This is a genomic window from Pseudoalteromonas sp. MM17-2, assembly GCF_022347945.1.
Taxonomy (GTDB): domain Bacteria; phylum Pseudomonadota; class Gammaproteobacteria; order Enterobacterales; family Alteromonadaceae; genus Pseudoalteromonas; species Pseudoalteromonas ruthenica.
In genome coordinates this window covers 20,972-47,418 of sequence record NZ_JAKRFV010000012.1, presented here as the reverse complement: position 1 = coordinate 47,418, position 26,447 = coordinate 20,972, and the positions used below count along the sequence as shown (strand labels likewise).

24 protein-coding genes are annotated in these 26,447 nt (G+C 47.4%); 10 read left to right on the top strand and 14 right to left on the bottom strand.

Features of this window, described 5'->3' with window-relative positions; genetic code table 11:
• Nucleotides 1-39 precede the first annotated feature (39 nt).
• Together gspD and gspC are read right to left on the bottom strand one after the other, a co-directional pair.
• Complete coding sequence (gspD, locus tag MHM93_RS11180) at nucleotides 40-2,106, bottom strand: type II secretion system secretin GspD (RefSeq protein ID WP_130147076.1); 2,067 nt, start codon at nucleotides 2,104-2,106, stop codon at nucleotides 40-42.
• A gap of 22 nt (nucleotides 2,107-2,128) precedes the next feature.
• On the bottom strand, nucleotides 2,129-3,055 hold the full coding sequence (gene gspC / locus MHM93_RS11175) for a type II secretion system protein GspC (protein WP_022943733.1): 927 nt from the start codon (nucleotides 3,053-3,055) through the stop codon (nucleotides 2,129-2,131).
• 212 nt (nucleotides 3,056-3,267) lie between these two features.
• On the opposite strand from gspC, the gene hslR reads away from it, so the two are divergent.
• From hslR to MHM93_RS11160, 3 genes are all read left to right on the top strand, one after another.
• Nucleotides 3,268-3,672 carry a ribosome-associated heat shock protein Hsp15 gene (hslR, locus tag MHM93_RS11170; RefSeq protein ID WP_022943732.1) on the top strand — a complete coding sequence of 135 codons (405 nt, stop codon included), beginning with the start codon at nucleotides 3,268-3,270 and terminating at the stop codon, nucleotides 3,670-3,672.
• A gap of 8 nt (nucleotides 3,673-3,680) precedes the next feature.
• Nucleotides 3,681-4,526: an Hsp33 family molecular chaperone HslO gene (hslO, locus tag MHM93_RS11165; RefSeq protein WP_045979096.1), complete on the top strand. Its 846-nt coding sequence runs from the start codon at nucleotides 3,681-3,683 to the stop codon at nucleotides 4,524-4,526.
• A gap of 263 nt (nucleotides 4,527-4,789) precedes the next feature.
• The gene (locus MHM93_RS11160; RefSeq protein WP_022943730.1) at nucleotides 4,790-6,328 is read left to right on the top strand and encodes a phosphoenolpyruvate carboxykinase; all 1,539 of its coding nucleotides are present in this window, start codon (nucleotides 4,790-4,792) and stop codon (nucleotides 6,326-6,328) included.
• A gap of 53 nt (nucleotides 6,329-6,381) precedes the next feature.
• Here the strand turns inward: MHM93_RS11160 and envZ are convergent, their stop codons facing one another.
• From envZ to greB, 3 genes are all read right to left on the bottom strand, one after another.
• On the bottom strand, nucleotides 6,382-7,689 hold the full coding sequence (gene envZ, locus MHM93_RS11155) for a two-component system sensor histidine kinase EnvZ (protein WP_239449189.1): 1,308 nt from the start codon (nucleotides 7,687-7,689) through the stop codon (nucleotides 6,382-6,384).
• Complete coding sequence (ompR, locus tag MHM93_RS11150; RefSeq protein ID WP_022943728.1) at nucleotides 7,690-8,409, bottom strand: two-component system response regulator OmpR; 720 nt, start codon at nucleotides 8,407-8,409, stop codon at nucleotides 7,690-7,692.
• A 98-nt stretch (nucleotides 8,410-8,507) separates the two neighbouring features.
• A complete protein-coding gene (gene greB, locus MHM93_RS11145) occupies nucleotides 8,508-8,990 on the bottom strand; it encodes a transcription elongation factor GreB (protein WP_022943727.1) in 483 nt (160 codons plus the stop codon).
• Between the two features lie 75 nt (nucleotides 8,991-9,065).
• Here greB and MHM93_RS11140 point away from each other — a divergent pair, with 75 nt between their 5' ends.
• From MHM93_RS11140 to MHM93_RS11130, 3 genes are all read left to right on the top strand, one after another.
• A complete protein-coding gene (locus MHM93_RS11140) occupies nucleotides 9,066-9,380 on the top strand; it encodes a hypothetical protein (protein WP_239449188.1) in 315 nt (104 codons plus the stop codon).
• 34 nt (nucleotides 9,381-9,414) lie between these two features.
• Nucleotides 9,415-9,993 (top strand): hypothetical protein, encoded by a 579-nt coding sequence (locus MHM93_RS11135; RefSeq protein ID WP_130147061.1) that lies wholly within the window; start codon nucleotides 9,415-9,417, stop codon nucleotides 9,991-9,993.
• 133 nt (nucleotides 9,994-10,126) lie between these two features.
• Complete coding sequence (locus MHM93_RS11130; RefSeq protein ID WP_239449187.1) at nucleotides 10,127-12,451, top strand: Tex family protein; 2,325 nt, start codon at nucleotides 10,127-10,129, stop codon at nucleotides 12,449-12,451.
• A gap of 161 nt (nucleotides 12,452-12,612) precedes the next feature.
• On the opposite strand, the gene MHM93_RS11125 is transcribed toward MHM93_RS11130, so the two are convergent.
• The 3 genes from MHM93_RS11125 to bioH all read right to left on the bottom strand — a co-directional run bounded on the left by MHM93_RS11125 (nucleotide 12,613) and on the right by bioH (nucleotide 14,558).
• Nucleotides 12,613-13,416, bottom strand: coding sequence for a putative metalloprotease CJM1_0395 family protein (locus tag MHM93_RS11125; RefSeq protein ID WP_239449186.1), 804 nt, complete (start codon nucleotides 13,414-13,416; stop codon nucleotides 12,613-12,615).
• Between the two features lie 2 nt (nucleotides 13,417-13,418).
• Entirely contained in the window at nucleotides 13,419-13,727 is a 309-nt protein-coding gene (locus MHM93_RS11120; RefSeq protein WP_022943722.1) for a hypothetical protein, read from the bottom strand.
• A 96-nt stretch (nucleotides 13,728-13,823) separates the two neighbouring features.
• On the bottom strand, nucleotides 13,824-14,558 hold the full coding sequence (gene bioH, locus MHM93_RS11115) for a pimeloyl-ACP methyl ester esterase BioH (protein ID WP_239408747.1): 735 nt from the start codon (nucleotides 14,556-14,558) through the stop codon (nucleotides 13,824-13,826).
• A gap of 95 nt (nucleotides 14,559-14,653) precedes the next feature.
• Here bioH and MHM93_RS11110 point away from each other — a divergent pair, with 95 nt between their 5' ends.
• The gene (locus tag MHM93_RS11110; RefSeq protein WP_053909928.1) at nucleotides 14,654-15,331 is read left to right on the top strand and encodes a ComF family protein; all 678 of its coding nucleotides are present in this window, start codon (nucleotides 14,654-14,656) and stop codon (nucleotides 15,329-15,331) included.
• 29 nt (nucleotides 15,332-15,360) lie between these two features.
• On the opposite strand, the gene MHM93_RS11105 is transcribed toward MHM93_RS11110, so the two are convergent.
• The gene (locus tag MHM93_RS11105; RefSeq protein ID WP_239449185.1) at nucleotides 15,361-17,910 is read right to left on the bottom strand and encodes a M14 metallopeptidase family protein; all 2,550 of its coding nucleotides are present in this window, start codon (nucleotides 17,908-17,910) and stop codon (nucleotides 15,361-15,363) included.
• A gap of 150 nt (nucleotides 17,911-18,060) precedes the next feature.
• Here MHM93_RS11105 and nfuA point away from each other — a divergent pair, with 150 nt between their 5' ends.
• Nucleotides 18,061-18,636: a Fe-S biogenesis protein NfuA gene (gene nfuA / locus MHM93_RS11100; protein WP_022943718.1), complete on the top strand. Its 576-nt coding sequence runs from the start codon at nucleotides 18,061-18,063 to the stop codon at nucleotides 18,634-18,636.
• Nucleotides 18,614-18,910, top strand: a complete 297-nt coding sequence (locus MHM93_RS11095; protein ID WP_239449184.1) for a hypothetical protein — start codon at nucleotides 18,614-18,616, stop codon at nucleotides 18,908-18,910. Before nfuA ends, MHM93_RS11095 begins: the two co-directional genes overlap by 23 nt.
• Here MHM93_RS11095 and dinF read toward each other — a convergent pair.
• Nucleotides 18,855-20,126, bottom strand: a complete 1,272-nt coding sequence (gene dinF / locus MHM93_RS11090; protein ID WP_239449183.1) for an MATE family efflux transporter DinF — start codon at nucleotides 20,124-20,126, stop codon at nucleotides 18,855-18,857. The two genes, MHM93_RS11095 and dinF, sit on opposite strands and share 56 nt — an antisense overlap.
• A gap of 39 nt (nucleotides 20,127-20,165) precedes the next feature.
• Between dinF and MHM93_RS11085 the strand changes: the two genes are divergently transcribed.
• A complete protein-coding gene (locus tag MHM93_RS11085) occupies nucleotides 20,166-21,209 on the top strand; it encodes a polysaccharide deacetylase family protein (RefSeq protein ID WP_239449182.1) in 1,044 nt (347 codons plus the stop codon).
• Here the strand turns inward: MHM93_RS11085 and MHM93_RS11080 are convergent.
• Genes MHM93_RS11080 through MHM93_RS11065 form a run of 4 tightly spaced genes read right to left on the bottom strand, consistent with a single transcriptional unit; the run spans nucleotide 21,187 to nucleotide 26,430 of the window.
• The gene (locus tag MHM93_RS11080; protein ID WP_239449181.1) at nucleotides 21,187-22,218 is read right to left on the bottom strand and encodes a chemotaxis response regulator protein-glutamate methylesterase; all 1,032 of its coding nucleotides are present in this window, start codon (nucleotides 22,216-22,218) and stop codon (nucleotides 21,187-21,189) included. The genes MHM93_RS11085 and MHM93_RS11080 overlap by 23 nt on opposite strands.
• An 8-nt stretch (nucleotides 22,219-22,226) precedes the next feature.
• Nucleotides 22,227-22,844, bottom strand: a complete 618-nt coding sequence (gene cheD / locus MHM93_RS11075; protein WP_239449180.1) for a chemoreceptor glutamine deamidase CheD — start codon at nucleotides 22,842-22,844, stop codon at nucleotides 22,227-22,229.
• Entirely contained in the window at nucleotides 22,841-23,662 is an 822-nt protein-coding gene (locus MHM93_RS11070) for a protein-glutamate O-methyltransferase CheR (RefSeq protein WP_239449179.1), read from the bottom strand. The genes cheD and MHM93_RS11070 overlap by 4 nt, the downstream gene beginning before the upstream one ends.
• 59 nt (nucleotides 23,663-23,721) lie before the next feature.
• Nucleotides 23,722-26,430: a methyl-accepting chemotaxis protein gene (locus MHM93_RS11065; RefSeq protein WP_239449178.1), complete on the bottom strand. Its 2,709-nt coding sequence runs from the start codon at nucleotides 26,428-26,430 to the stop codon at nucleotides 23,722-23,724.
• Nucleotides 26,431-26,447 lie beyond the last annotated feature (17 nt).

The window sequence follows — 26,447 nt, the reverse complement described above, 5'->3', positions numbered from 1 at the left end:
GTGACGGGCACCTCGGCGCTGCTTTGGGCGGCGATTTGCTCAGTCATTGTCTCGCTCAGCCTTATTTTGCTCTTTCAAATATTCTTCATAGGTCGGCGGCAATACGAGCGCGTCATTCCACTCAGGTAGCAATGGCACTTGCTCGGTTGGCATCAAATCGATACCGTCATCGCTTTGTTTGAGCTGCTCACCACGGATAAATTTATATTTACTGTGGCTCAAACGGTTCATGCTCTCAATATCGCGTAAAATTGTGGGGCGAATAAAGACGATAAGATTACGTTTACGCTTTGACGTACTGGTGGATTTAAATAAGTGACCGAGCACAGGAATATCACCGAGTAACGGCACTTTAGAGACACTTTCTTGGACGTCTTCGTCGATAAGACCGCCGAGCACAACCATACCACCATCGTCGGCTAACACTGTGGTGGTAATAGCACGTTTGTTAATGGAAATATCCACCGCCGTTGAACCCGCGACATTCGATACTTCTTGTTCAATGGTTAGCTGCACTGCCGAGCCATCGTTTATTTGCGGTGTTACTTTAAGCTTCACACCCACTTCCTGACGATCAACAGTCTGGAATGGATTTTCATTGTTACTGCCGGTCGACGAGCCGGTAATAATGGGTACTTCTTGACCGACAATCATCGACGCTTCTTCATTGTCCATGGTAGTAATCGAAGGGGTCGCCAAGATATTCGAATTGGTGTCGTTAGAGACGGCTTGGACTATCGCGCCCCAGTCATTCTTAACGATACCCATAGCTAAGCCATTGATTCCACCTAAAAGGGTACCAAGAGGACCTAAATCACCTTCTATCGTTTCTTCAAACTCACTGGCATTACCGGTTTCATCACCTACCACAGTGCGTTTTACGGTTTTATCACGGGCTTGCTCTGCTGCCACTGCCAGTGAGCCAACGGGCACGGTGGTGCCGTTGTTAAACTGCAACATGCCACCTTGTTCGGTGATCCATTGCAAACCAAAGTTAACGCCATCGCCTTCAGAAACCTCAACAATAATGGCTTCTACCAAGACTTGCGCACGGCGAATATCTAATCGTTCAATCACTTTTTCAAGTGAACGCATCATGTCGGGTTGGGCGGTAATCACCAATGAGTTCGACGCCTCGTGCGCTTCAATGCTGATGTCATCACTGCCGCGACGTGTGGTGCGCGCAGCATTACCATTGCCTTGCTGCTCTTCTTTTAAAGACTTACTAACCCCCTGTAATACCTTAACCAGCTCATCTGATTTAGCGTAATTAAGGTAAAATACTTTGGTATTCCCGGTTGTCTCTAGCTCGTTATCTAAACGCTTGACTAGTTCAATGGCGCGCGTGCGGGCCTGCCCTTCACCACTGACAATCACGCTGTTGGTACGCTCATCTGCAACGACCCGAGGGATCAAAAAGTCGGGGACGCTGCCTTTGCCATTGTCTTTAAAAATATTATCAACAACAGACACCACATCAGAGGCCGTGGCATGTTTCAGACGCACAATATCAACACGTTTATCACCGGCTTGGTCAACCAAGCGAATAATTTCCACAAGGCGGTTTACCGACTCGGCATGACCGGTCAGCATCATGACGTTAGAAGGGTTAAAGTTGGTAACATGGCCGCCATCTTTTTGGTCACTAAACTGACGGATCAGTGGACCCAACTCTTGGACGGTTACATTTTTCACTCGCACAACCCGAGTTACCAGCATATCACCGCCCATGCCGTCATCTTCACCGATGACTGGCACATTAGACTTTTTCGCGTCTGAGCTTTTCTCTACTTTAATGATACCACTAGGCATTTCGACAGCAGCATAGCCGTGTACTTCGAGAACGTTGAGGAAGAATTGATAGTACAGCTGTTCATCCATGAGCTCGTAGCTACGCACATTAATTTTGCCACGTACATTGGGGTCAATGATCACCGTCTTGTTAAGGTTCTTACCAACGATATTGATAAATTCGTTGATGTCTGTGCCCTTAAAGTTTGCCGCATATTCGACTGCGTATAGATTTAAACTTACCCCAGCGGCGAAAAGTAGCGCGCCATACTTGGCAAGCCCTTTTATTATTTTTGTGCGAAATTTCGCGCCCATTGTTCTTACTCCAAACGTGTGATTATTGCAGGCTAAATTGCACATCGAACAGTTGCCCGTTGCGGTTCACGGTAATAGATGCGTCGGTGCTATTGCGCAGCTCTTGCAATGCTGCCATGGCTTGTTTCATATCGGTTAGCTGATAACCATTTATAGCAATGGCGATGTCATTATTTTCAAGGCCCATTTGTTTAAATAGAGCCGGATCTTTTCCAGGGCTTAATTTATACCCTTGTAGACGACCTTGGTTACGTGCCGGAGTGATGCGTAGATACTCCGATAACTTTCCCGGGTCGGCAAGAATTTGTTTGCGTGTTTGCTGTAGAGCTTGCTTGGCCTCGGCACTGGCTGTGGCATTGATGGTTTTCGCCTTACCGGCACTCGCTTTGGGGGCATTATCAGCTTGTGGCCGACTTGCTGGCACAGGCATAGATACGGTTTTAGTGAAGCTCAAGCCGTCAAGCATCAGTGTTTCAAAGCGCCCACCGACATCCAAAATAGCTCGGTCAGGAAGTACTTTTGCTAGTTTAGCGCGTGTTCCTTTGATGACATCATCAATACCGTAGGTCTCTTGGCGCCCTTGGGATTCAATAATGGCGAGCCCGGCGGTTTTGTCGTTGGTAGCTGCTACTACGCCGGTTAGGTTTATGCTTAGACGTGTTTCAGGGGCGTCGCTGATAACTTCCTGTTTAGGTTCAGCTTGCTCGACAGCGGCGGCATCACCGAACAAATTAACTGAACGGATGGCGGCAATATTTGCTCGCTCTGCACCTTTGTTTGCTTGGCTCACAGGTGGCATCACCGTGCTTGCTTGCGGTTGTGGCCATACCAGCCAAAGCAACCCAGCGGCTAGATAACCACAATACAACACCGCAACCAGCACGATAGTGGCCACGATTTTTTTCTGTGGGAGCTGCTTAAGCCATTGTTGTAGTTGGGCTGAATCCAAAACTCTATACTATTATTATTGTAGTCGTTAACGTCACATAGTACATCTATCACTGAGTGACAACAAGCACACCATGTAGCATTAATGTAAAAACATGTAGCCTAGTATAACCTCCGCGCAAGACAGCAATATGACAGCGTTCTGTGCTTTTTTTGGTCGTTGTGTTGTGCTAAATTTCGCCCTTAACTTAGAGAAAATAGTACCGAGGTAAAGTGAGCAAGTCAGCAGCGAACGAACACAGCGAATCTGTGCGCTTAGACAAATGGTTATGGGCCGTGCGCCTCTACAAAACTCGCGCCATAGCACGAGAAATGGTGCAAGGGGGTAAGGTCCACTATAACGGTCAACGTTGCAAGCCTAGTCGTCAGGTCGAAGTGGGAGCGAGTATTCGCCTTGCTCAAGGCTTCGATGAAAAACATATTAAAGTGCTTAAACTACTTGAAAAGCGTGTGGGTGCCCCCATTGCTCTGACCTGCTACGAAGAAACCGAGCAAAGTAAGTTAAAACGCGAAGAAAACGCCATTGCGCGTAAAAACAATGCCTTCTTTGCGCCACACCCTAATCAGAAACCGGACAAAAAGCAGCGCCGTGAACTGATTAAGATGAAAGCCAAATAGAGAAACTCATGCAAAACGATTTATTACACCGTTATATTTTTGAGCAACACGATGTTCGTGGTGAGCTCGTTCAAGTAAGCGATGCTTTCGCGCAAGTGATCAAAGACCGCGACTACCCTGACGCCGTAAAAAAGCTCTTGGGTGAGCTGTTCGTAACCACTTCGTTGTTGACTGCGACACTCAAGTTTCAAGGCCATATTAATGTGCAAATCCAAGGTGATGGACCAGTAAAGTTTGCAGCCATCAACGGCGATCATGAGCAAAACCTACGCGGTGTCGCTCGCATGCAAGGTGAAGTAAAAGGAGATGGGTTACTGGCGCTGATGGGTAAAGGTCATATGATTATTACTATCACCCCAGTCAAAGGCGAACGCTATCAAGGGATTGTGCCGCTAGAGCATGACAGCTTAGCTAAATGCGTGGAACAATATTTTGCCCAATCTGAGCAACTAAAAACACGGATGTGGTTCGCCACGGATATAAGCCCTGGTCAAGAACGTGCAGCGGGCCTTTTCCTGCAAGTGCTTCCCGTCAACCAAGACAAAGCGACTGCTGATTTTAGTCATTTAGAGACGCTCAGCGATACAGTAACCGAAGACGAGTTATTAAATTTAGATGCACACACCGTATTGACTCGCTTGTACCATGAAGACAACCCTAAACTGTTCGAGCCACAGCCAGTGCAGTTTAAATGTACCTGTAGTCGCGAGAAAACCATTGATGCACTCGTTAATGTCGGCAAAGATGAATTACTTGCCGACGTACAGGCGAATGGCGAAATTGTTATTAACTGCCATTATTGCCTCAGTGAATACCGCTTTAACGAAGAGCAAATTAAAGCAATCTTCAATTAATTAAGCATTCATTCATTTAAAAAGCTCGAGTACGAAAAACTCGAGCTTTTTTGTTTAAAATAATGACACCGGTATCATGAAATTTTGCTTTTTTATGACACCGGTATCACTGAAATTATTCATGTTTTTTCATATAAAACCGCCATTTTTAGGGCTTTCACCGCTCGTATACAAGCAAACCTTCTGTTACTATAAAATCCATAAAGCACTCTCACACAGCTTTAGATTAACCCGTTCAACCTCTCACAATTTTAGGTAAAAAAATGACTTCAAGCGCTACTCGTTTTGTTGATCTTACAACCGCAGAACTGATCGAGCAGGCAGTTCGTCGCGGCGAAGGTACTCTAGCCGCTAACGGTGCATTTGTTGCTAAAACAGGCCGTCGCACTGGTCGCTCTCCTCAAGATCGCTTTATCGTAAAAGAAGCAAGTACTGAAAATGATATTCAGTGGGGCAATGTTAACCGCCCATTCGATGCCGATAAATTTAATGCGTTGTGGGAACGTGTGGAAAACCACGTTGCTGAAAACGATCACTTTGTCTCTCACTTAGAAGTAGGCGCCGATCCAGAGCATTATTTACCTATTGTTGTCACTACAGAAACTGCATGGCACCACGTGTTCGCGAAAAATATGTTCATTGAGCCAAAGCAGTTCAATGCTGCGAATTTACCGCAATGGCAGATTTTGAATGTACCTTCATTCGTATGCGACCCAGAGCGCGATGGCACTAATAGTGATGGCACTGTGATCATTAACTTTGCCGAGCGAAAAGTGTTACTTGCTGGTATGCACTATGCTGGTGAAATGAAGAAGTCGATGTTCTCAGTACAGAACTTCTTACTGCCAGGGAAAGGTGTTTTACCTATGCACTGCTCTGCAAACGTGGGTGAGAATGGCGATACCGCCTTGTTCTTTGGCCTTTCAGGCACGGGTAAAACCACCCTGTCTGCCGACCCTAGTCGTTTCTTGATTGGCGATGATGAGCACGGTTGGGCTCCTGGTAGCGTCTTCAATATTGAAGGCGGTTGTTACGCCAAATGCATCGACTTATCGCAAAAGAACGAACCGGTTATTTGGGATGCTATTCGCTTTGGTACTATTTTAGAGAACGTGGTACTAGACGACACCCGTACGCCTGATTACAGCGATGCTAGCTTGACGCAAAATACCCGTGCCGCCTACCCACTAGAGCACATTGCCAAGCGCAAAGAAGAAAATCGCGCCGGCGAACCAAAAGCCGTGGTGTTTTTAACTTGTGATGTGAGCGGTGTATTACCACCAGTATCAGTATTAAGTGAAGAAGCTGCAGCATACCACTTCTTAAGTGGCTACACCGCTAAAGTAGGCTCAACAGAAATTGGCTCAACGTCTGATATTGAATCTACTTTCTCAACCTGTTTCGGCGCGCCATTCTTCCCTCGCCCTGCGGGTGTTTATGCGGAACTATTAATGAAGCGCGTGCGTGAGTTCGGCGCTAAAGTATACTTGGTTAACACTGGTTGGACAGGCGGTCCTTACGGTATTGGTAAGCGTTTTGATATCCCAACCACGCGTGCTGTAGTTGATGCGATTGTGTCAGGCAATCTTGCCGATGTAGAGACCCAACATATCGATGTATTAAACCTAGACGTGCCGGTGGCGGTACCTGGTGTCGACACTGAGGTACTGAACCCTATCAACACCTGGGCTGATAAAGACAAATACAACGAATACGCGAAGAAACTCGCAGACGACTTTAATCAGAACTTCGCTAAATACGATGTTTCTGATGCGATTAAACAAGCCGGCCCGCAAAGCTAAGGGCTGCTGTTTATACTTAGCCATTGCGCTGAGAATTCAATCCCACGCCAGCATTACGCTGGCGTTTTTATTGGTAAGTATATAGTTGCACACAAGCCGCCCTGTTCACGGTTCTTGAGCTCAACCTTGCCATTGTGCATGGTAACGATGCGCTTAATAATCGCCAGCCCTAAACCGCTGCCTTCACTACCTCGTGCCTGGTCACCTTGGGTAAAAGGCGCGAACACCTTCTCCAGCTCAGATTCAGGGATGCCAGGCCCTTTGTCTAACACACTGACACAGACGTATTTCTTGCGCGCACAAAAGTGAGTATTCACCTCTATGCTGTCATCAGAATAACGCAAGGCATTCTCTATCATATTGGTGAGTACACGCTTGATTGCCACACAACTTATCGGCACATTAGGAAGGCTGGGGTTCAAAGTGAGTGTGATATCTCGGCCATGCTGTTGCTCAGCATGGACCACCTCTTCAACCAAAGCGTTGAGATCTTCAGGTTGGTTATCCCCTTTGTCATGGTGGCGTAGATATTCAATGAACTGATCAATGATTGCGTTCATATCTTCTATATCGTGAATAATACCTTCGCGCAGATAGTCCTCATCATCAGACATCATTTCAGTGGCTAGGCGAATACGGGTCAACGGCGTTCGCAAGTCATGTGATACCCCAGCCATTAACAAGCGCCGATCTTGCTCTAGCGCAGCAATGCTACGCGACATCTGATTGAAGGCTCGCGTTACCTCAACCATTTCAGTCGAGCCTTGCTCATCAACAACGGTGCTAAAGTCGCCTTTACTCACCTTCATCGCCGCTTCTTGGAGTGCTTTGAGTGGGCGGTTTAGGTGCCGCGCAAATAACCACCCTCCCAGCACACTGAGAAAGCCAATACTGGTTAGGTAAAAGGTTAAAAACTCAATATTGGCTTCGGTGAAGCCAGATAGTGGCACCCGCACCCAGTATCCTGGAGCCTGCGGCGGTTCTATCCAATACACCAATGGATTAGTTTGACTAATACGCACACGGGCCGAACCATTAAGCTGCTGCGACATAATGTTGGAGAGCATTGAATATTCACGAGCTTGCCCTAGCCCGTTAATGTAAGCCTCGCGCTGGGTGAGTAACTCGATTCCTGTTTCTTCTAAGAAGCGTTTCGACACTTCATCACTGACTTCGACGCCATCATCGACACCAATGAATACCGTTTTCACCTGCTTTGCGAGCATGATATTCACTTGCTCGATGGTCGGCTTGACCACATAGAAGCTCACCGCAACATAGGACACCACTTGGTTTATAAGTAGCAAAGCACCAACTAAAAATACCGTTTGCCCAAATGCGCTTTTGGGAAATAAGCTCATTTACTTGTTGCCGTCGGGCACAAATACATAGCCCAGTCCCCACACTGTTTGAATATAACGAGGGTTCGCGGCATCGGCTTCGATCATCCGTCTTAAACGTGATACTTGCACATCGATACTGCGCTCCAAAGCGCTGTAATCACGGCCCCTAGCCAAGTTCATAAGCTTATCGCGGCTCAGTGGTTCACGTGGGTGTGAAACAAGAGCTTTCAGTACCGCGAACTCGCCACTGGTCAGTGAAATAACCTCATCTCCTTGAGTCATTTCTCGCGTTGCCAGATTTAGCGCAAAGTCACCGAACTTAACTAAGTTTTCTTCTGATGAAGGCGCACCCGGCACTTCTTTAGCGCGACGACGCAAAATAGCCTTCACTCGAGCCAATAGTTCGCGTGGGTTAAACGGTTTAGGAATGTAATCGTCAGCACCTAATTCGAGGCCAATAATACGATCAACCTCGTCACCCTTAGCGGTCAACATCACGATAGGAATTTCATTTTCTTTTTGTCGCAAACGACGACAAATTGAAAGGCCATCTTCGCCGGGCAACATTAAATCTAAAACCATCAAATGAAAGTTTTCTCGTTCTAATAGCTTATCCATTTGTTCGGCATTGGCGGCGCTGCGTACGATAAATCCTTGCTCAACTAGATAGCGCTCCAAAAGGCTGCGTAAGCGCATGTCATCATCGACAACGAGGATTTTTGTTGTTTCCTGTCCCATTATTTTTCTTTTCGTTGTTTTTCCTTCATTAACTATATTCGAAATAGCGGGCAGGGGAAATGTACAACAACAATTAGATTGTTACATTTGTTGTCGGCCTAACTATCGTCACTGCGATAGTGAATGTCATTGATGTACCAAAGTTTGCGCCCTGTCGGGGTAGATACCCAGGCCTCATCATCAACCTGCTTTTTTAACAACGCTCGCGCCATTGGTGCATCAATTGAGATGACAGTTTTGCTATCATAAATTTCATCTGGACCGACAATTTGAAAGCGTAACACTTCGCCTTGTTCATCTTCCACTTCGACATAGGCGCCAAAAAATACTTTTCCTTCTTGCTGAGGGCTGTAATCAACGACTTGAAGGTCTTCTAAGCGCTTACGCAAATAGCGCACGCGCCTGTCTATTTCCCTCAGACGCTTTTTATTATACTGATAATCTGCATTTTCCGAGCGATCACCTAAGCTCGCCGCCCAAGCGACTTTCTTCGTTACTTCTGGGCGCTCGGTGCGCCATAAGTGGTCTAACTCTCGTTGCAACTGCTGGTATCCACGGCGTGTAATTAATTTCGTTTTCATTGCTTTTTGTTCAGTTTTAATTCACAGTCTACATTCCATAGTTAAATGTAGCGGTATTTTTAGGCGAGTATAGTGATGCACAAATACAGTGTAAAACACATAATATTATTGGTACTCAGCCTACTTGTGCTTAACAGCTGGAGTGTTGCCAATGCTCACACGCAATTTTGTAGCGTTACTGATCAGCCTAGTGTCGCCCTCGAGTTAGAAGCTACATCAAGCCCAGCTCAAGATAAAGATAGCGAGAAAGATTTTGACTTTACCGCTACTTCAATTTCAGCAAATACATACCAATCCTTAGCACTTAGAGCGGCTCACGCCGAGCTAGGTAAAGGTGCACTATGTAACTTACGCCCACAACAACGAGCGCCTCCCATTTTCTTTAAATAAGCTGTTTTTTATTAACAATTATTTGGAGAAGATCATGACTGATTTTAAAACCCTACGTACTCATTACGTAACAAATGCGAGCCAATTTACTGCTCCCCAAGTTGTACCAGAGGCGTTAAACACAAACAGTAATGCCATGACATTACTGCAAGATTTTACAGCCCAAGCGCCTATTCGCATTTTGGCTAACACCCCTTTGAACGCTGCACGAAAACTTGCCAGCGCTACTCCCACCGACGCACTGTTAGTGGTCGATGAACAGAATAACGTGCTAGGCGTTACTTCTAGCGTCGAATTACAGAGCGCGCGAGTCACAACTCAAGCAGCGCAGATGGGCATCAACCCCAGTGAGCTACAGGTTCATGATATTATGCGTTCGCTGCATACCCTGCCCTGTATCAGTATGCTTGCTGCACGCAATACCACCTTGGGTAATGTACTCAGCACTATGGAACACCGTGGCAGTTTCTATTTATTAGTGACTGACAAAGAGCAAGTAACTGGAGTTTTCTGCGCCCGTGCTATTGCCAGAAAGTTAGGTATCGCATTAGATATCACTCCTGTCGCACAATCTTTTCAAGAGGTTGTAGCCAGCGTCGAGCATCCGCATTAACAAAGTTTTGCAAAGCGAAACACCTCGCCAGGGACGGCGAAATTTGCCCTTCTGTTCACTGTTGGCTGTGATATTATCCAATGCAATTATGATTAATGTGCCCGTATTAGGGCGACAAGTGTAAAGGTTTTCAATGGGCAATCTCACAACTTTGCTTGCGCAAGAGTTGCAAGCGCAAGAGCAACAGGTGATCGCAGCAACCAAGTTGCTTGATGAAGGAGCAACAGTACCGTTTATCGCGCGTTACCGAAAAGAGGTTACTGGTGGATTAGACGATACTCAATTACGCACCCTAGAGCAGCGATTAGGTTACCTGCGTGAGCTCGAAGAGCGCCGTCAATTCATTACTAAAACCATTGCAGAGCAAGATAAGCTCACTAGCGAACTGCAAGCCGACATCGCCGCAGCAACGACTAAAACAGAGCTTGAAGACCTCTACCTTCCCTACAAGCCCAAGCGCCGCACAAAAGGGCAAATTGCTATCGAAGCGGGTCTGGCGCCCTTGGCCGATGCCTTATTCGAGAACCCTGATCTTGACCCACAAAGCCAAGCTTCAGAATATGTCGATGCCGATAAAGGAGTCGCAGATAATAAGGCAGCATTAGATGGTGCCCGCGCTATTCTGATGGAGCGCTTTGCCGAAGATGCCAAGCTGCTTGCCAAGTTGCGTGCGCATATAAAGCAGCATGGTCATATTGAAAGTAAGGTTATTGCTGGCCAAGAGCAGTCAGGAACTAAATACCAAGATTACTTTGAACACAGTGAAGGTGTGGCGAGTGTTCCCTCTCATCGCGCTTTAGCCATGCTTCGTGCGCGCAACGAGGGCGTGCTGGCACTGAGCATTAACCCAGACGCCGAGAGCGCTGATGGCCATGCTTTATGTGTGTCGATGATAGCCGAGCATTTCAATTTGCCGCTGGAAGGCAAAGCAGCCAGTACCTGGCTCGCCCAAGTGGCGCAGTGGACATGGAAAGTGAAGCTATCACTGCATCTAGAGAATGAGTTTTTAGCGGCGATGCGTGAGCATGCAGAAACCGGTGCCATAGATGTGTTTGCCAAGAACCTAAAAGATTTATTAATGGCTGCGCCAGCAGGCGCGAAAGTCACTTTAGGCCTTGATCCTGGCTTGCGTACCGGGTGTAAAATGGCCGTTGTCGATAGCACCGGCAAAGTCTTAGCGACCGCCACCATCTTCCCTCATGCCCCACAAAATCAATGGGATAAATCGCTACGCACGATTGAGCAACTGTGTCGTCAACATAAAGTCGAGTTAATTGCCATTGGTAATGGCACCGCCAGCCGTGAGAGCGATAAACTCATCGCTGAACTGATCAAGGCACAACCGGAGCTCAAACTGAATAAAGTGATGGTCAGTGAAGCGGGCGCTTCAGTGTATTCTGCGTCTGAGTTTGCAGCTCAAGAGTTCCCGGATTTAGATGTCTCATTACGTGGCGCGGTTTCTATTGCCCGTCGCTTGCAAGACCCTTTAGCAGAGCTGGTAAAAATTGAACCAAAATCCATCGGTGTTGGCCAATACCAGCATGATGTATCACAAAGTCAGCTTGGGCAAACCCTGACTTCAGTTGTTGAAGACTGTGTAAATGCCGTGGGTGTTGACGTAAATACCGCATCTGCGCCCCTATTAACTCGAGTTTCCGGACTGAATAAAACCTTGGCGCAGAACATCGTTCAATACCGTGATCAGCATGGTGCCTTTGTGAGTCGCTCTGAGCTGAAAAAAGTAGAGCGCCTAGGTCCTAAAGCCTTTGAACAAAGTGCCGGATTCTTGCGTATTGTCGGTGGTAAAGATGCTCTGGACGCTTCAGCTGTGCACCCAGAAGCCTACCCAGTCGTAAAGGCCATTTGCGCAAAAACGGGTAAGCCCATTGATGCACTGATAGCCAATGCAGAAGCATTGAAGGACGTCAATCCACAAGAATATATCGATGATAAGTTTGGCCTGCCTACGGTCACCGATATTATTGCAGAACTACACAAACCAGGCCGCGACCCACGCCCTGAGTTTAAGACTGCGGCCTTTAAAGCCGGTGTTGATACCATAGCCGATTTAAAGCCGGGCATGGTGCTTGAGGGAGTCGTTTCCAATGTCGCCAACTTTGGCGCCTTTGTTGATGTTGGCGTCCATCAAGATGGCTTAGTTCATATTTCTGCGTTAACCGACAAGTTTATTAGCGATCCACGCGAAGTGGTCAAAGCCGGTGATATTGTTAAAGTTAAAGTCATGGAAGTGGATGTGTCGCGTAAGCGCATCAGCTTCACCATGCGCTTAAACGATGAGCTACCGGCTGCTGGTGCGGCGAAAGCAGAGCGCAAACAAACGAGAAAGCCTCAAGGCGCTACAAACAAAGGTAAAGGCGCACCGCGCAAGCCTAAAGAAGCGAATAACGCCGCTATGGGCAATGCATTCGCTGAAGCCTTTGCCAAACTTAAGAAGTAAGCTTTTTTAAGATAGAAAACGCAGCAACCGCTGCGTTTTTTTTGCCCTCACTAACGCATCAGCAGTCGCAATGATGGTGCCGTTGCTTTTAAATAAACCATTTCAGGCCGAAATAGGAAATGTGTCGAGTATAGGGGTGACGAGTAAGAGGAAAAGTAGCGCTAAACCTGCGCCATAAAAGCCGATTGCTTGCGCTCTTGCGGCGCACTGACTTGCTGATAAAAATCGGCAATACGTAGGGCTCTTGATTCAACTTCTTGGTCACGCTCAAAACGACGAGTAGGCTCGTTGGTTGCGAATGCTGGCGGTGTTGGCGTTTCGTCCTCTTCAGAGGTGTTGAGCTGTTGCCCAGCCAACTCAGCCTGAGCCCGGGCCAGCTTTTGCGTTGCTTCATTCGCTATGGCTCGATCAGCACCGGAGGGCTCTGCTGGCGCCAACGCCGCTGAGCGCACCTGCTGCATCTTCTCGATGGTTGCTTGTGGGTCGCCCGGTACTTCGCCCACATCTATTTGTACTTCTCCACCCACCGCGTAATTTTTGCCATCTGGACCACGTTGATAGTCGTAGCTCGGTGAGCCGGCATATTGACCCCCTACCGATGCATGGGCTTGTTCGTGGGTTCGAACTTCACGGTCACGTTCTGCAAGCTCTTGGATTTGTTGCTGTTCCTGCTCGCGCTGCTGTTGCTGCTGCTCGCTAGATTGCTCCTCAAACCCCTCACTGTCGCGCTCGTTAATCGTTTTCTGCTGGGCAACTGTTTCTTTTTCGCTGCTTTGCGCGTCTTTACTCTGACCGGGGTTACGTGCCTTGTCTGCGTCTGATGCAGCTTTATTATCGGTTGCGCTCTGTGCTGGCTGCTTAGGCTCGGGGATCACTTCGCGCAGCTGGTTGTCACGCCTTACACTCTCGGTGTAAACGTTTGCGGTATTAAAATTAATAGTTGGCGTTGGCGTGACTATGTTCATGTCTATGCACGAATATCGATAATTGTTCCTAACACTTCATCGGCAGTACGAATTGACTCAGTGTTAGCTTTAGCGTTGAATTCAGCTACTTTAAGATTCACCAGCTCCTCATCCACGCGCGGAGCCTGTGACACCGGAGCCGTTACCGCTTCATCAGCATTGGCACCTTGAAGTTGACGACCCTGTTGAGTTTGCTGTTGGTCTTGGCGCTCAATAGTGGCGCGATTAATGTTAGCGGTCGCTTGCTCAACATCTTGTTGAGCGCGATTAAAGCCTTCTACACCAGCATTAAAAATAGCTCCTACAGGCATAACTTTCCCACCTACATTACAATTACACTTATAGTTATTATTGCGCAAAAAGTAGACGAAATAAAGGTGTTTCGGCTATGTCTCGCTGGTTTTAGGTCAAAGCATTGATTTTAAAGTAGCTAAAAATTCATCTTTATGAGATATGAAAGGCGCATGAGAGGCCTTATCAAGCACGGCAATATCTAAATCGCTACGCAACGCCTGCATTTGTGCAATAGCTTTGTAGGGAACCAAGGCATCCAAACGACCAAAAATAGCACCCACTGGTTGCTTAATATGGGCAAACTCGTGGCGTAAGTCATGGTGTTGTAAAATATCCAGGCCTTGGCGCAATGCTTCAGCCTGAGGCGGTGGTGCTTGCTTAAGTAACGCTTTTAATTGCTTTGTATCGGCACGGGCGGTATCACTACCCATTGCTTGAATAGCCAAAAAGCGTTCGATGGTTTTTGCGCTGTTGTTCAGCAGTTGCGAGCTAAAATCTTCTAGAACCTGTGCTTTTATACCCGGCCAGTCGGCTTGTTGGGCAAAAAATGGAGTGGATGCCACAAGGATAACTTTGCTGACCTTATGTGGGTAAAAATAGGCAAGGTAAAGCGCCACCAACCCACCTAAAGACCACCCCACGATAACGCTGTTGTCCTGCAGTTGATCTGCAAGCACCGCACTCATAGTCGGTAAATCATAAGTGTGTAACTGCTGACTCTCACCATATCCTGGCAAGTCCAACGCACGTACCTCGCCATCAAATAAAAAGTTGAGTTCTGGGCGAATAAGCTCCCATACCTTATTATTCATTCCCCAACCGTGCAGTAACACCAATTGTTTTTGCATTTTCTAACGACCACACCCACTATTAAAACGGATTGCCTGGGCAGAGAGCCCAAGCACGCAATGTAGCAATAATAACGGGATTTAAAGGTTATGCAATGGATGCTTTATCACACCTGCGCAGTTGGCTATTTCCGCAGTACTGCAAGCTTTGTTCACAGTCTCTGCCGATGGGAGCACAGTTATGTCAACACTGTTGCGCGACATTTAGCACCTTCTCTGAGCCCGACTTATTAGTTCGTGCCGATATTCAACGACTGTTTCCATTGCGCTATGTTGATCACTTAGTGGCTTTGCAGTGGTATCGGCCACCCGTGAGTACTTGGCTAAAGCAATACAAGTACGCCCATCAGCTGCACTACCAGGTCGCCGTGTCACAGCTTTTACAGCAGCATTTATATACTCTTAGCCGTGCTGATAATTGGCAATGGCCTGATAGTATCGTGCCTATCCCTTTAGCTCATCCCCGGCTTGTTTGGCGCGGCTTCAATCAATGTGTGCTGCTTTGGCAGCAGGCGGTGCCACAAGGTTTATTTGTCGCCAATGCTCTTGCCAGACCATTGAGCACAAAGCAACAAGCTAAGCTGGGCGCGCGTTCGCGACGCAAAAACTTAGCCAACGCCTTTACCGTTAGAATGCGTGTTCAGGGTATGCACATTGCCATCGTTGATGATGTCATGACCACAGGCGCTACCGTAGATAGTGCTGCTCGTAAGTTAAAAGAGGCTGGGGCAAAAGAGGTATCGGCCTGGGTTGTGTGCCTAACCGCAAAGTAAAAAGAGCCGGCTAAAGCCGGCTCTTTGGATTATTCACCGCGAGCATGAATATGCTCACCGAAGAATAAGGCATTACTAAAGATACGGCTAGTGCCATACCAGAAACCTCGGAAAACCGGGTTATCTGTCATCGCGACCACCGTACCTTGCCCATATGAGTGCGCAACAATGGCTCCCGCATTAGCGATTTGCGTTACGTTATTATCATGGGTAAACCCAGCTAATAACGGCTTCTCGGTGTATTTCGCTACGTTAACAAACGGAGCACTGGATTGCTCCAGCAAAAAGGTGCTGTTTTTGAATACTGGCAGCTGCTTACGAGTTAACGAATAGCTCAGCGGGTGCGTTAAATCGACTTCCGTATTAAAAATAGCCCCGGCGATACGCTGCTTACCGGCAAGCATATCTTGGTCACCATATTTGAGACCTTCGGTTGCGAATACTGCAGCCATATCTTTACGCGATACATAACTGGCTTTTAGTAATTGCTGATCAACCAAGAACTTAGCTCCACCTTTTTGGCCCCAGATAACACCACCGCGTTTAACCCATTTTTGTAGTGCCACTTTTTGCGCTTTACTCATTGCCGAGTAGCGGCCATTGGCGAGCACGATGTGGGTGTAATTATCTAGATTCACACCACTTAGGTTGTCCAACTCAATAATGCTTGGCGTGATACCCACATGGCGATCTAAGTAATACCACAGCTCGCCCACCTCGTACTGGCTGGTTTGCTTACCGCCCACCAGCAAGACTTTTGGTAAGTGCACAGGAGCAAGCTGCCGCGAACCTAAATCAACGCCTTTACTGGTTAATCCTGAGTCCAAGGCAACGATAGGTATAGCAAAGCGTTGTTGCGCCTCATTTAAAATATCTAGCCAATGTTCGTGTTGTTGTATGCCTGCGGGAATAACAATAGATCCCGCCGCAAACTGTTTTGTCGCGTTACCACTTTTTGCACTCAGTGGTGCTAAGGCAACGCGAGCGTTGACTCCCTCACGCAGCAAGTAGCTTAATAATTTAGGTGCATCATAGTCGAACCACTCAAAGGCAAACGCGTAGTGTCTTGTTAGTTCTTGCGCTGATGGCTGCGCATCCAGTTGCCATGGCTGCTCTGCAAGCTCCAGCCCCCAAGTACTGCTTAATGGCGCAAATTCAAGATTAAAGGCATGGGCAAGTGTCCAAGCAGATACGTCATAAAAGGTATTGTCGTTAAAACTTTGCTGCTCAGAGAAAATTGACTTAATCAGTCGGTATTGGCGTTGCGCCAGTGGCACAAAGTAGCTATTAGCCGCAGCAAAAGTGTGCTTATCAACAGTGGTTTGTTCTTCGAGTGCATAAGCCTTAATTTGATGCTGCGCGAGTAACTCTAAGAAATAATCTAAACGGGTAGCATCCTTAGGTGCACTCACCACATAACCTTTCAGCTTGTCTTTATCTGCGAGCTTACCTACTTGTTGGTAAAAATCCTGCTGATAATCAAGTAGCTGCTGACGGTTTTCAAGCACCGCGTCAAAAGTAGAGAAGCTAGTAAGGAGCTGGTTTTTTATGGTGAAAGCAAAGTCCATTTGACCATTAACAGTGTCTTGAACATGGCCTCGGCTACTCGCCTGCTCAAAGAGAATACCGATGCTGCCATTCACATCTGGGTAAGTGGAACCTTTACCAACATAAAAATCATCAAATGCTTCTTCGGTAAAATATAAGCGCTCTTCACTATCAAGGATGCGAGCATGATGTTTCGCGATGGCTTTGGTTAGATCAACATTACCATTGGGTGTTAGCGGGTTTTTCCGCGATGGTATACCTGGCTGAAAGAAATAAGTGCTGTTTGGCCCCATCTCATGAAAGTCGGTCAGCACATTGGGCTGCCACTTATGGAACTGAGCAATACGGGCCCGAGACTCAGGGTGTTGCAGTAGTAACCAGTCGCGGTTTAAGTCAAACCAATAATGGTTAGTGCGAGTACTCGGCCAGTTTTCATCGTGTTCGCGTGTGTGAGGGTCGGCACTGGGTGTCATGGCTCGGTTTGAGTTTGCCCAGTTTGCAAAACGTGCCAAGCCATCTGGGTTCAGCGACGGGTCCAACAGCACCACAGTGTCATTGAGTAGCTTCTCAACACGCTGATCTTGTGCTGCGGCCAAGTAATACGCCACTAATAATGCCGCATTACTGCCTGAAGATTCATTACCATGAACACTATAACCCATGTAAACCACAGCTGGGTCATCGTTCGTGCCCGGCTCACCCTCTAAGCGCGCTAAGTGTTGTGCGCGAACTTGCTCGATATCGGCTAGGCGTTGTGGTGCGGCAAACGTTAACATCAGCAGTGGTCGCCGCTCATGGGTGTATCCAATGGTTTCAATATTGACACGTTCGCTGGCATCGGCCAAAGCACGCATATAGTAAACCAGTTGATCGTGGCGTACATGCCACTCACCGACTTCATACCCAAGCACCGACTGTGGTGTAGGGACATTAGGGTCGAACTGAATATCATTGTTAAAGTAGTAATCGAGTGGCTTAGCACTCAGTGAAGATGCAAATAAAAGCACCACTAGAAAAAGTATTCGACGCATGGAATTTATTGCTGTTAGAGGACCATAGTCCTCACGCTACCACCCGATTAAAATTAAGCCAACTTTTTACGGTCAACACTGGCGACAACGCGATGAGCAGAGTATGATACGCAGTAACCGAGTAAAATAGTCAAGTATAGCGTTGTTACTATGATCACAATTTCAGAATCTGCTCAAAGCCACTTTGCCAAATTGCTTAGTGAGCAAGCCGAAGGCACCAACATCCGTGTATTTGTTGTCAATCCTGGCACATCACAAGCTGAGTGCGGGGTGTCTTATTGCCCTGCCGATGCCGTTGAGGAAGGTGACATTCGTCTGAACTTCAATGGCTTCGATGCTGTTGTCGACAGTGAGAGTGCACCCTTTTTGGAAGATGCCGAAATCGACTTTGTTACCGACCAAATGGGCACACAACTCACTCTCAAAGCACCTAATGCTAAAGCACGTAAGTTGTCTGACGATGCCTCATTAGAGGAGCGTGTAGAGCACATGTTGCAAACTGATGTGAACCCACAGCTTGCGAATCACGGCGGTCAAGTTCAGCTAGTAGAAATTACCGCTGATGGCATTGCCATTTTACAATTCGGTGGCGGCTGTAATGGTTGTTCAATGATCGATGTGACCCTCAAAGAGGGTATCGAGAAGGAAATGGTCGCTAAATTTAGCGAAATCTCTGGCGTGCGTGATATCACCGAGCATAGCCGTGGCGAACACTCATACTACTAAGTTTAAACGCCTAGTATATAGCTTGGGCAGCGAGCCCAAGCTAAGCCTCAGGCGATTTTTTATCGGTTTAGGCTTATTTGCCATCGCCATGGGCCTGATTGCGGCAGGCTACTTTTATGTACCACTGTTACAAGTCCCTGGCCTTATTCTACTCGCCGTTGCCCTATTTTTTGCCCTTTGGGGCTATCTGGGCATTTTTGCTAATCGCTTTTCGCAGGTTATATCAGCAACTGATGTGACTTGGCCAGACGATGATAACGCAGCGCCAAAGTAATCCCGCGCAAGCCCATAAAGGCCGTCATCGCCGCCCACAGTGCGTGATTACCTAAGCCTTGAGTCAGGGCAAAAACACCAAAGAAGCCCACAGCTGCTGAGAAGATCATGGTATTGCGCATATCCTTGGCCCGCATTAGCCCCACAAAAACACCATCGAATAGAAAACAGCCCATAGCGATAAGTGGCATGGCGATAAGCCAAGGTAAATAAGTAATCGCCATGGCGTTAACTGCGGGCACATCGGTCAGCAGCCGAATAATTTGCGCACCACCGAGTAGGAAGATAAGTGCATATAGCAACGCAAAGACTAAGCCCCATTGCATACTGATACGCACCCACATACGCACACGTTGCTCATCTTTGGCTCCTTTAGCCTGCCCCACTTTGGCCTCCGCTGCATAAGCAATACCATCCATAGCAAAACTGATTAGCAATAAAAAATTCATTAACACCGCGTTCGCCGCCAACACCACATCACCAAGGCGCGCCCCGTAAAAAGTCATAAAGCTAAAGCACAGCTGCAGCATCAGCGAACGAAAGAAAATATCGCCATTGAGACGCAGCAAGGCGCCTAACTGCAGTAGCTTAGGGGATAAATACCAGTGCCATTGCAATTGATGGCGTTTAAATAAACGGCTCACTAACCACAGTGCAAACCCGAGAGCGCAGTAATCAGCCATCACGGATGCTAAGGCCGCACCTTTGACTCCCATTTCTAGGCTCAATACGAAGTAAAGATCGAGTGCTATATTGACCACATTGGTTAATAACACCAGCAGAAAAGGGCCACGACCATACTGTACACCGAGCATCCAACCCAACAACACCAAGTTACTCAGTGCTGCGGGGGCACTGTAAATACGAATATAAAAGTAATGATTGGCTTGCTCAATAGTTTGCGCCGAGGCATCGGAGAGTTGTGCCATTAACCAGGCTAAAGGATGCTGGCAAACAATAAGTAGTAACGTCACCAGCAGCGCTAACATGATACTTTTCTGTAGCGAGGCCACAAGCTGGCGCTTGTTTTGTTCGCCATAAGCCGTGGCAATAAGCCCGGTGGTACTCATGCGCAAAAAGCCCGCCAGCCAAAACAACATAGAAATAACCGTTGCACCTAGGGCAATACCTGCTAAATAATGGGCACTCCCGAGGTGACCTATGACCGCCGTATCAACCAAGCCTAGTAATGGCACGGTGATATTCGATAGAATCATAGGCCCAGCAAGCATCAATAAGCTTTTATGGTGGGTATTATGTTTAAAAAAGTGTCCCATGTAGTAATTTTCTCTTTCTTTGCACTGGCGTGCGCATCGGCTCAAGCTGCCGTTATTCTACAGTATCATCACGTAAGTAAAACCTTGCCTAAGGTCACCAGTGTTGATGCCAGCACATTTCGTGCTCATATGCAGTACCTTAAAAAAAATGATTTTGAAGTCATTGCGTTAGACACTCTGATTGAAGGACTCAAACAGGGCGAAAGCTATAATGATAAAACCGTGGCCATTACCTTTGATGATGGTTACGACAACAACATTGAGCAAGCAGCGCCTATTCTTAACGAGTTCGGCTACCCCTATACCATATTTGTTAACCCCAAACTTATTGATGAGCAGCGCAGCTATGTCATGACCTGGGAGCAGCTCAAGACACTCAGTGAGCAAGGTGCCCTTATCGCCAATCATAGCGCTCAGCATGACTATCTGCACCACCGCTTAGATGGCGAGAGTGAGGCCCAATGGCAAGAGCGTATCCGCGCGGATTTACAGTATTCAGAAAAACGTATAGAGGAAGAGTTGGGTTACAGTTTAAAGTATTTAGCCTACCCTTATGGCGAATTTGACCGAGCCTTACAAAAACTGGTGCAAGACATGGGTTATGTTGGCATAGGACAACATTCAGGGGCCGTAGGCCCAGACAACGACTTTACGCGTTTACCACGTTTTCCCGCATCTGGTTTTTATGCAGACTTGGATACCCTGTCTACTAAGCTGGCGTCACTGCCGTTTCATATCGATACCTTAACCTATGACGATACAGTCACGACAAAACGTCAACCTGAACTGACGATCTCGTTCAAAGAAAAAGGCTTTCATCAAAATCAATTCGCTTGCTATGTATCTGGTCAAGGTCGAGCCGAACTCAACTGGCTCTCTGCTAAGCAGGTTAAAATCACCGCCAAACAAGAGCTGGGAGACGGGCGTGCCCGTTACAACTGCACTGCGCCTTCACAACAAGCGAGCGGGCGCTACTTTTGGTTTTCACAACCTTGGGTGATCACTTCTTCGCCTGCTCAATAAGCCATTGCGGAGATTTAGCTAAACTTAAGGTTACCTGTGCGGCCCCAAGGTCAATGGCGGCCTTGGGCATGCCCCAAACCACTGAACTTGCCTGATCCTGGGCCGCTGTCACTGCTCCTGCCTGTTTTAACTGTAACAGCCCCTTGGCACCATCAGCCCCCATGCCCGTTAGTAATAGTGCACAGGTGTGCTTAGCTAGTTGTTGCTCAACAATGGACGAAAACATCACATCCACCGCTGGACGATGACGATTAACCGGTTCGCTTGATGACAACCGACATACCAGTTTACCGCCTTTACGCTGCACCATCAGGTGCTCGCCACCTGGCGCGATATAGATATTGCCCGCCTTAATGACTTGCTCATCACTTGCCTCATGCACCTGCATCGCACAAACATTATTCATACGTATGGCAAAAGACTGGCTGAATACCGGTGGTATGTGTTGGGTAATAACCACCGCAGGGAAGTTTCCAGGTAAGCGAGTAATCACTTCTTTAATAGCTTCGGTACCACCGGTAGATGCACCTATTGCTACGAGGTGGTTGAGTTTAAACTGTTGGTCTTTTTGAACGGTTACCGGCGCAAGTGTTTTGCTGGAGTGACGACGAATGTTGGCCTTAGCCGCAGTGCGCACTTTTTGCTGTACTGAACCTGCATAAGCTTGCATTTGGGCGCGAACATTATTGGTGGGCTTAGCAACAAAGTCTACAGCTCCCAACTCCAACGCTTCGAGTGTAATGGGTGCGCCCTGCTGGGTCAGTGTCGAAATCATCACCACTGGCATTGGTCGCAAGCGCATGAGGTTTTTTAAAAAGCTGATGCCATCCATTTTTGGCATTTCAATATCGAGAGTGAGCACATCGGGGTTGAGCTGTTTTATCATCTCCCTTGCCTGATAAGGATCGCTGGCACAGCCCACCACCTCCATATCATGGGCGTCAGTGATAATTTCCTTTAATAGTGACTGGATTAACACTGAGTCATCGATAATTAATACACGGATCATGGTCACTCCTAAAACAGCTCAATATCGGTATTGTTATCTGCCTGCTCAAGATCGCGAAGGTATTTCAGTTCTCGTTTCTGAATGGTGTCGTTGTGCATTGTGCGCAGCTTTTTCACCTTCACTGCGCCTGATTCTGGGTGAAAGAGCACTTTTCTCGGCCAAGGACCTCCTACATCATGTGCAACCAAGTTGAGCCCTTCCTCCTTTAGGTATGCATTGGCAAAGCGGATATTGCCCATACCGACATCGGTCATAGAGCGAATAACCTTACCGCCACCAAAAAGTTTCACTTGTAGGTTCTTGCGCAATCCACCATTTTTAACAATTTCATTAATCAAAAATTCCATTGCCCAGTTCCCATAACGGCAGTCGGTGCTATCGGGATCTATTTGCTCCAGCTGCAAAGAGCTGGGTAACATAAAATGATTCATACCACCGATTCCCATTACCGGGTCGTAGATACACGCGGCGATACATGATCCCAGTACCGTAGACACCAACTCATCTTGCTTGGTGACATAAAACTCACCGGGCAACACCTTGGCCATTACTTTATTACGGCCTGAGTCCCAAAACCGTTTTATTTGCTCAAACCCGCGTAAGGTTGGCTTGAATGCTGGGTTCATGAACCGACCTTAGAATACATAGTACGACCTAGGTTATTGAACTGAGTTTGCTCTTTACCCATGGTTTCGGAGTGACCTAAAAATAAGTGCCCTCCGGGTTTGAGCCGCTGTGCAAATAAATTGTAAAGGTGCTCTTTGGTCACTTTGTCGAAGTAAATTACTACATTTCGGCAAAAAATAACGTCGAATTGGCCCTTCATAGGCCAAGGCTCAAGTAAGTTTAAGCGCTTAAAGGTTATGTACTTCTGTAGTGCCTGCTTCACTTTCATTTGCTCGCCACTGCGGCTTTTTAAAAACCATGTTTTCAACAGTGGCTCCGGGATCCCTGTGACCTGTCGCTGGTTGTATACTCCCTGTTGTGCGCTGTGCAACACATTGGAGTCTAAATCAGTCGCGAGAATCTTGATATCCCAGCCAACACGCGGACAGACTTTGGCAACCGACATCGCAATGGAATATGGTTCCTCACCTGTGGAACACCCTGCCGACCAGATACGAATCTTATGATCGCGAGTATTTTCTTTTAACGCTCGCGGGAGCAGCTCCTTTTCTAGGTAATCGAAGTGGTGCTTCTCACGGTAAAATGACGTTAGATTGGTGGTCAATGCGTTAATAAAGTGGCTAAGCTCCTGCTCGGGATGCTGCTCCAAAAACGCTAGGTATTGCTTGAATTTGGTAAACCCGTATTGGCGCAACCGTTTTGCCAGCCGCGAATACACCATTTCTCGTTTTTGCGGTCCGAGCACGATGCCGCACGCTTGATAAACTTGCCCAGCAATACTTTTAAAGTCTTTATCTGTAAAAATAAACTCTGACATTGCTGGGCCTCCTCGCCAATACGCACTTTAGTTGGGCACATCATGTAGCCACTACGCTATTAAAACTCTTCCCACTCGTCTCCATCGTCAACAAAGTTATTCCCTGAGGGGGCAGGTGATTTATTTACTTGCGTTTGAGCTCCGTTCAAACGTTTCACTGCATTACTCGGGCTCGTACTCATATCCGGAAGAGCTGCTTGCATATTGATGGAGAAAAAACTCAGTAGCTGGCGCATACTATTGGCCTGCTCCGCCATCGATTCGCTAGCAGCAGAGGCTTGTTCAACTAAGGCTGCATTTTGTTGAGTCATCTCATCCATTTGCGCCACGGCTTTATTTACTTGTTCAATACCTGCACTTTGCTCAATGGAGGCTTCTGAAATATCAGAGATCATTTGCGTTACTTTTTGCACCGACTCAACAATGTCCTGCAACGTTGCACCTGATTCATTCACTAATACCGTGCCATCCTCAACCTTGCCGACACTGTCACGGATAAGCTCTTTAATTTCTTTGGCTGCACCCGCTGAGCGTTGTGCTAAATTACGCACTTCACCGGCAACCACCGCAAAGCCGCGACCTTGCTCACCCGCTCGAGCCGCTTCCACAGCGGCATTAAGTGCAAGCAGGTTGGTTTGAAAAGCAATCTCATCAATAACACCGATAATATCGGCAATTTTCTTACTCGCTTCGTTAATCTCTGCCATGCCTGAAACGGCACGATTAACCACGTCGCCACCTTGCTTGGCCTTGTCGCATGTTTTCTCTGCAAGCTCACTGGCAACCTTGGCATTATCGGCATTTTGCTTCACCGTGCTGGTCATCTCTTCCATACTCGATGCCGTTTCTTCCAGCGATGAGGCTTGTTCCTCGGTACGCTGGCTTAAATCGGTGTTACCTTGTGAGATTTCCTCCGCTCCAGTGGCCACCAAGTTGGCTGAGCTGGTGATCTTCTCAATCATCTCGGTGAGCTTATCAGCGGTACTGTTGGCATCACGCTTGAGCTTTTCGAAGGCCCCCTGGAAGTCACTATCAATACGCTTAGTTAAATCACCATGAGCTAATGAATCCAGCATAGTGGCCGTTTCATCCACTGCTTCATCCACCACCTCGACCAGTTGGTTAAGGCCTTTAGATAAACGCAGGAAGAAGTCATCTTTGCCATCTAAACTCACGCGAGCATTCAGCTCACCTCTGCGGGCAGCGCCTACTAAGTCATTGATTTCTTTCTCAATAGAGACCTCGGCGGTGCGATCGTCCCACTCGACTACGGTCCCTGCACGCTCACCTTCCTCGGTTAATATTGGGTTGGCAACTAATCCGAAGGTCCGCCCACCGACGACAATCTCTGTACTGTAGGTAGTAGAGAGTTTCTCTAACATTGAGCGTTGATGCGCTGGGTTTTTATGGAATACATCAATGTTTTGACCAAGCAAGTTGCTACTGTCGAAGTTGGGTAAGTCTTTGCGTAAGTCTCGCTCAGCATTGCGCATCATGTTGACCACCGCCTCGTTCAAATACACGATATTATGGTCATTGTCGGCAATCATGGTATTGGTCGAGACATTATCTAAGGCACGGCGTACACGTAGGTTCTCTCGTGCTGCCTGTTTTTGTTTCTCCTCTCGAGCAAGCTCTTCGGTCATATCCTGCCATTCAACAATGGTTCCTAAACGCTTGCCATCTTCGTCGACCCAAGGCGTTGCTATTAGGTTGAACGTTAGCCCGGCAAGTTTAAGATTAGTGCTGTAGGGTTCATCAAGTTTTGCCAGCATTGCTCGCTGGTGCGACGGTTTAGCATGGAAGTCATCGACGCACGTCCCTATCAAGTCATCCACTTTAAAGTTAGGCAATGCTGATTGAATTTGTTTTTCGCGATTGCGCAGCATGGCTTTGACTTGTTCGTTAACAAACACAATATTAAGGTCGTTGTCAGCCATCATGACATTGGCTTGGCAAACCTTTAATGCACTTGCTAGGCGCGCTGACTCCCGTGCTTGTCGCTCTTGCTGGCGCTGCTCGGTGATATCAGTGGCATATTTCACGACTTTTACAGGGTCGCCGTTCATATCAAAAATAGGGTTATAAGATGCTTGGATCCATATTTCTGCGCCATTCTTACCGATACGTTTGTATTGCCCCGAGTGATATTCTCCTTGGCTTAAGCGCTGCCAAAACACGGTATACTCAGGGCTTGCCGCCTCGGCAGGGGTGACAAACATGCGGTGATGCTGACCTTTAATCTCTTCCAAGCGATAGCCCAAGGTTGATAAGAAGTTATCATTGGCAGTGATAATGGTGCCATCTAACTCAAACTCTATCACCGCCTGCGCCCGTGATATCGCTTTTGCCCGTCCTTCTAACTCAGCGCGCTTGAGCTTAATTTCGGTAATATCAGTGGCAAACTTGACCACCTTAACGACCTCACCCTGCTGATTCATGACGGGGTTATACGATGCTTGGATCCAGACATCTTCCCCGGATTTACCTATACGCCGAAACTCATCAGCAATATATTCGCCGGCGCTCAAGCGCTGCCAAAAACGTTTATATTCAGGGCTTGAAGCCTCCTTGGCGTCGACAAATAATCGGTGATGTTGACCTTGGATTTCTTCAAGGTTATAACCCATCACGCGCAGGAAGTTATCATTAGCGGTTAAGATATTCCCCGATGGGGTGAATTCGATCACTGCTTGAGACCTGTTTAATGCTTTTAAAAGCATTGTGTCTTCGTTTGAAGTGTTAGATTCCTTAGTAAACCAGCCCATGCTTTTCCACCCTGTTA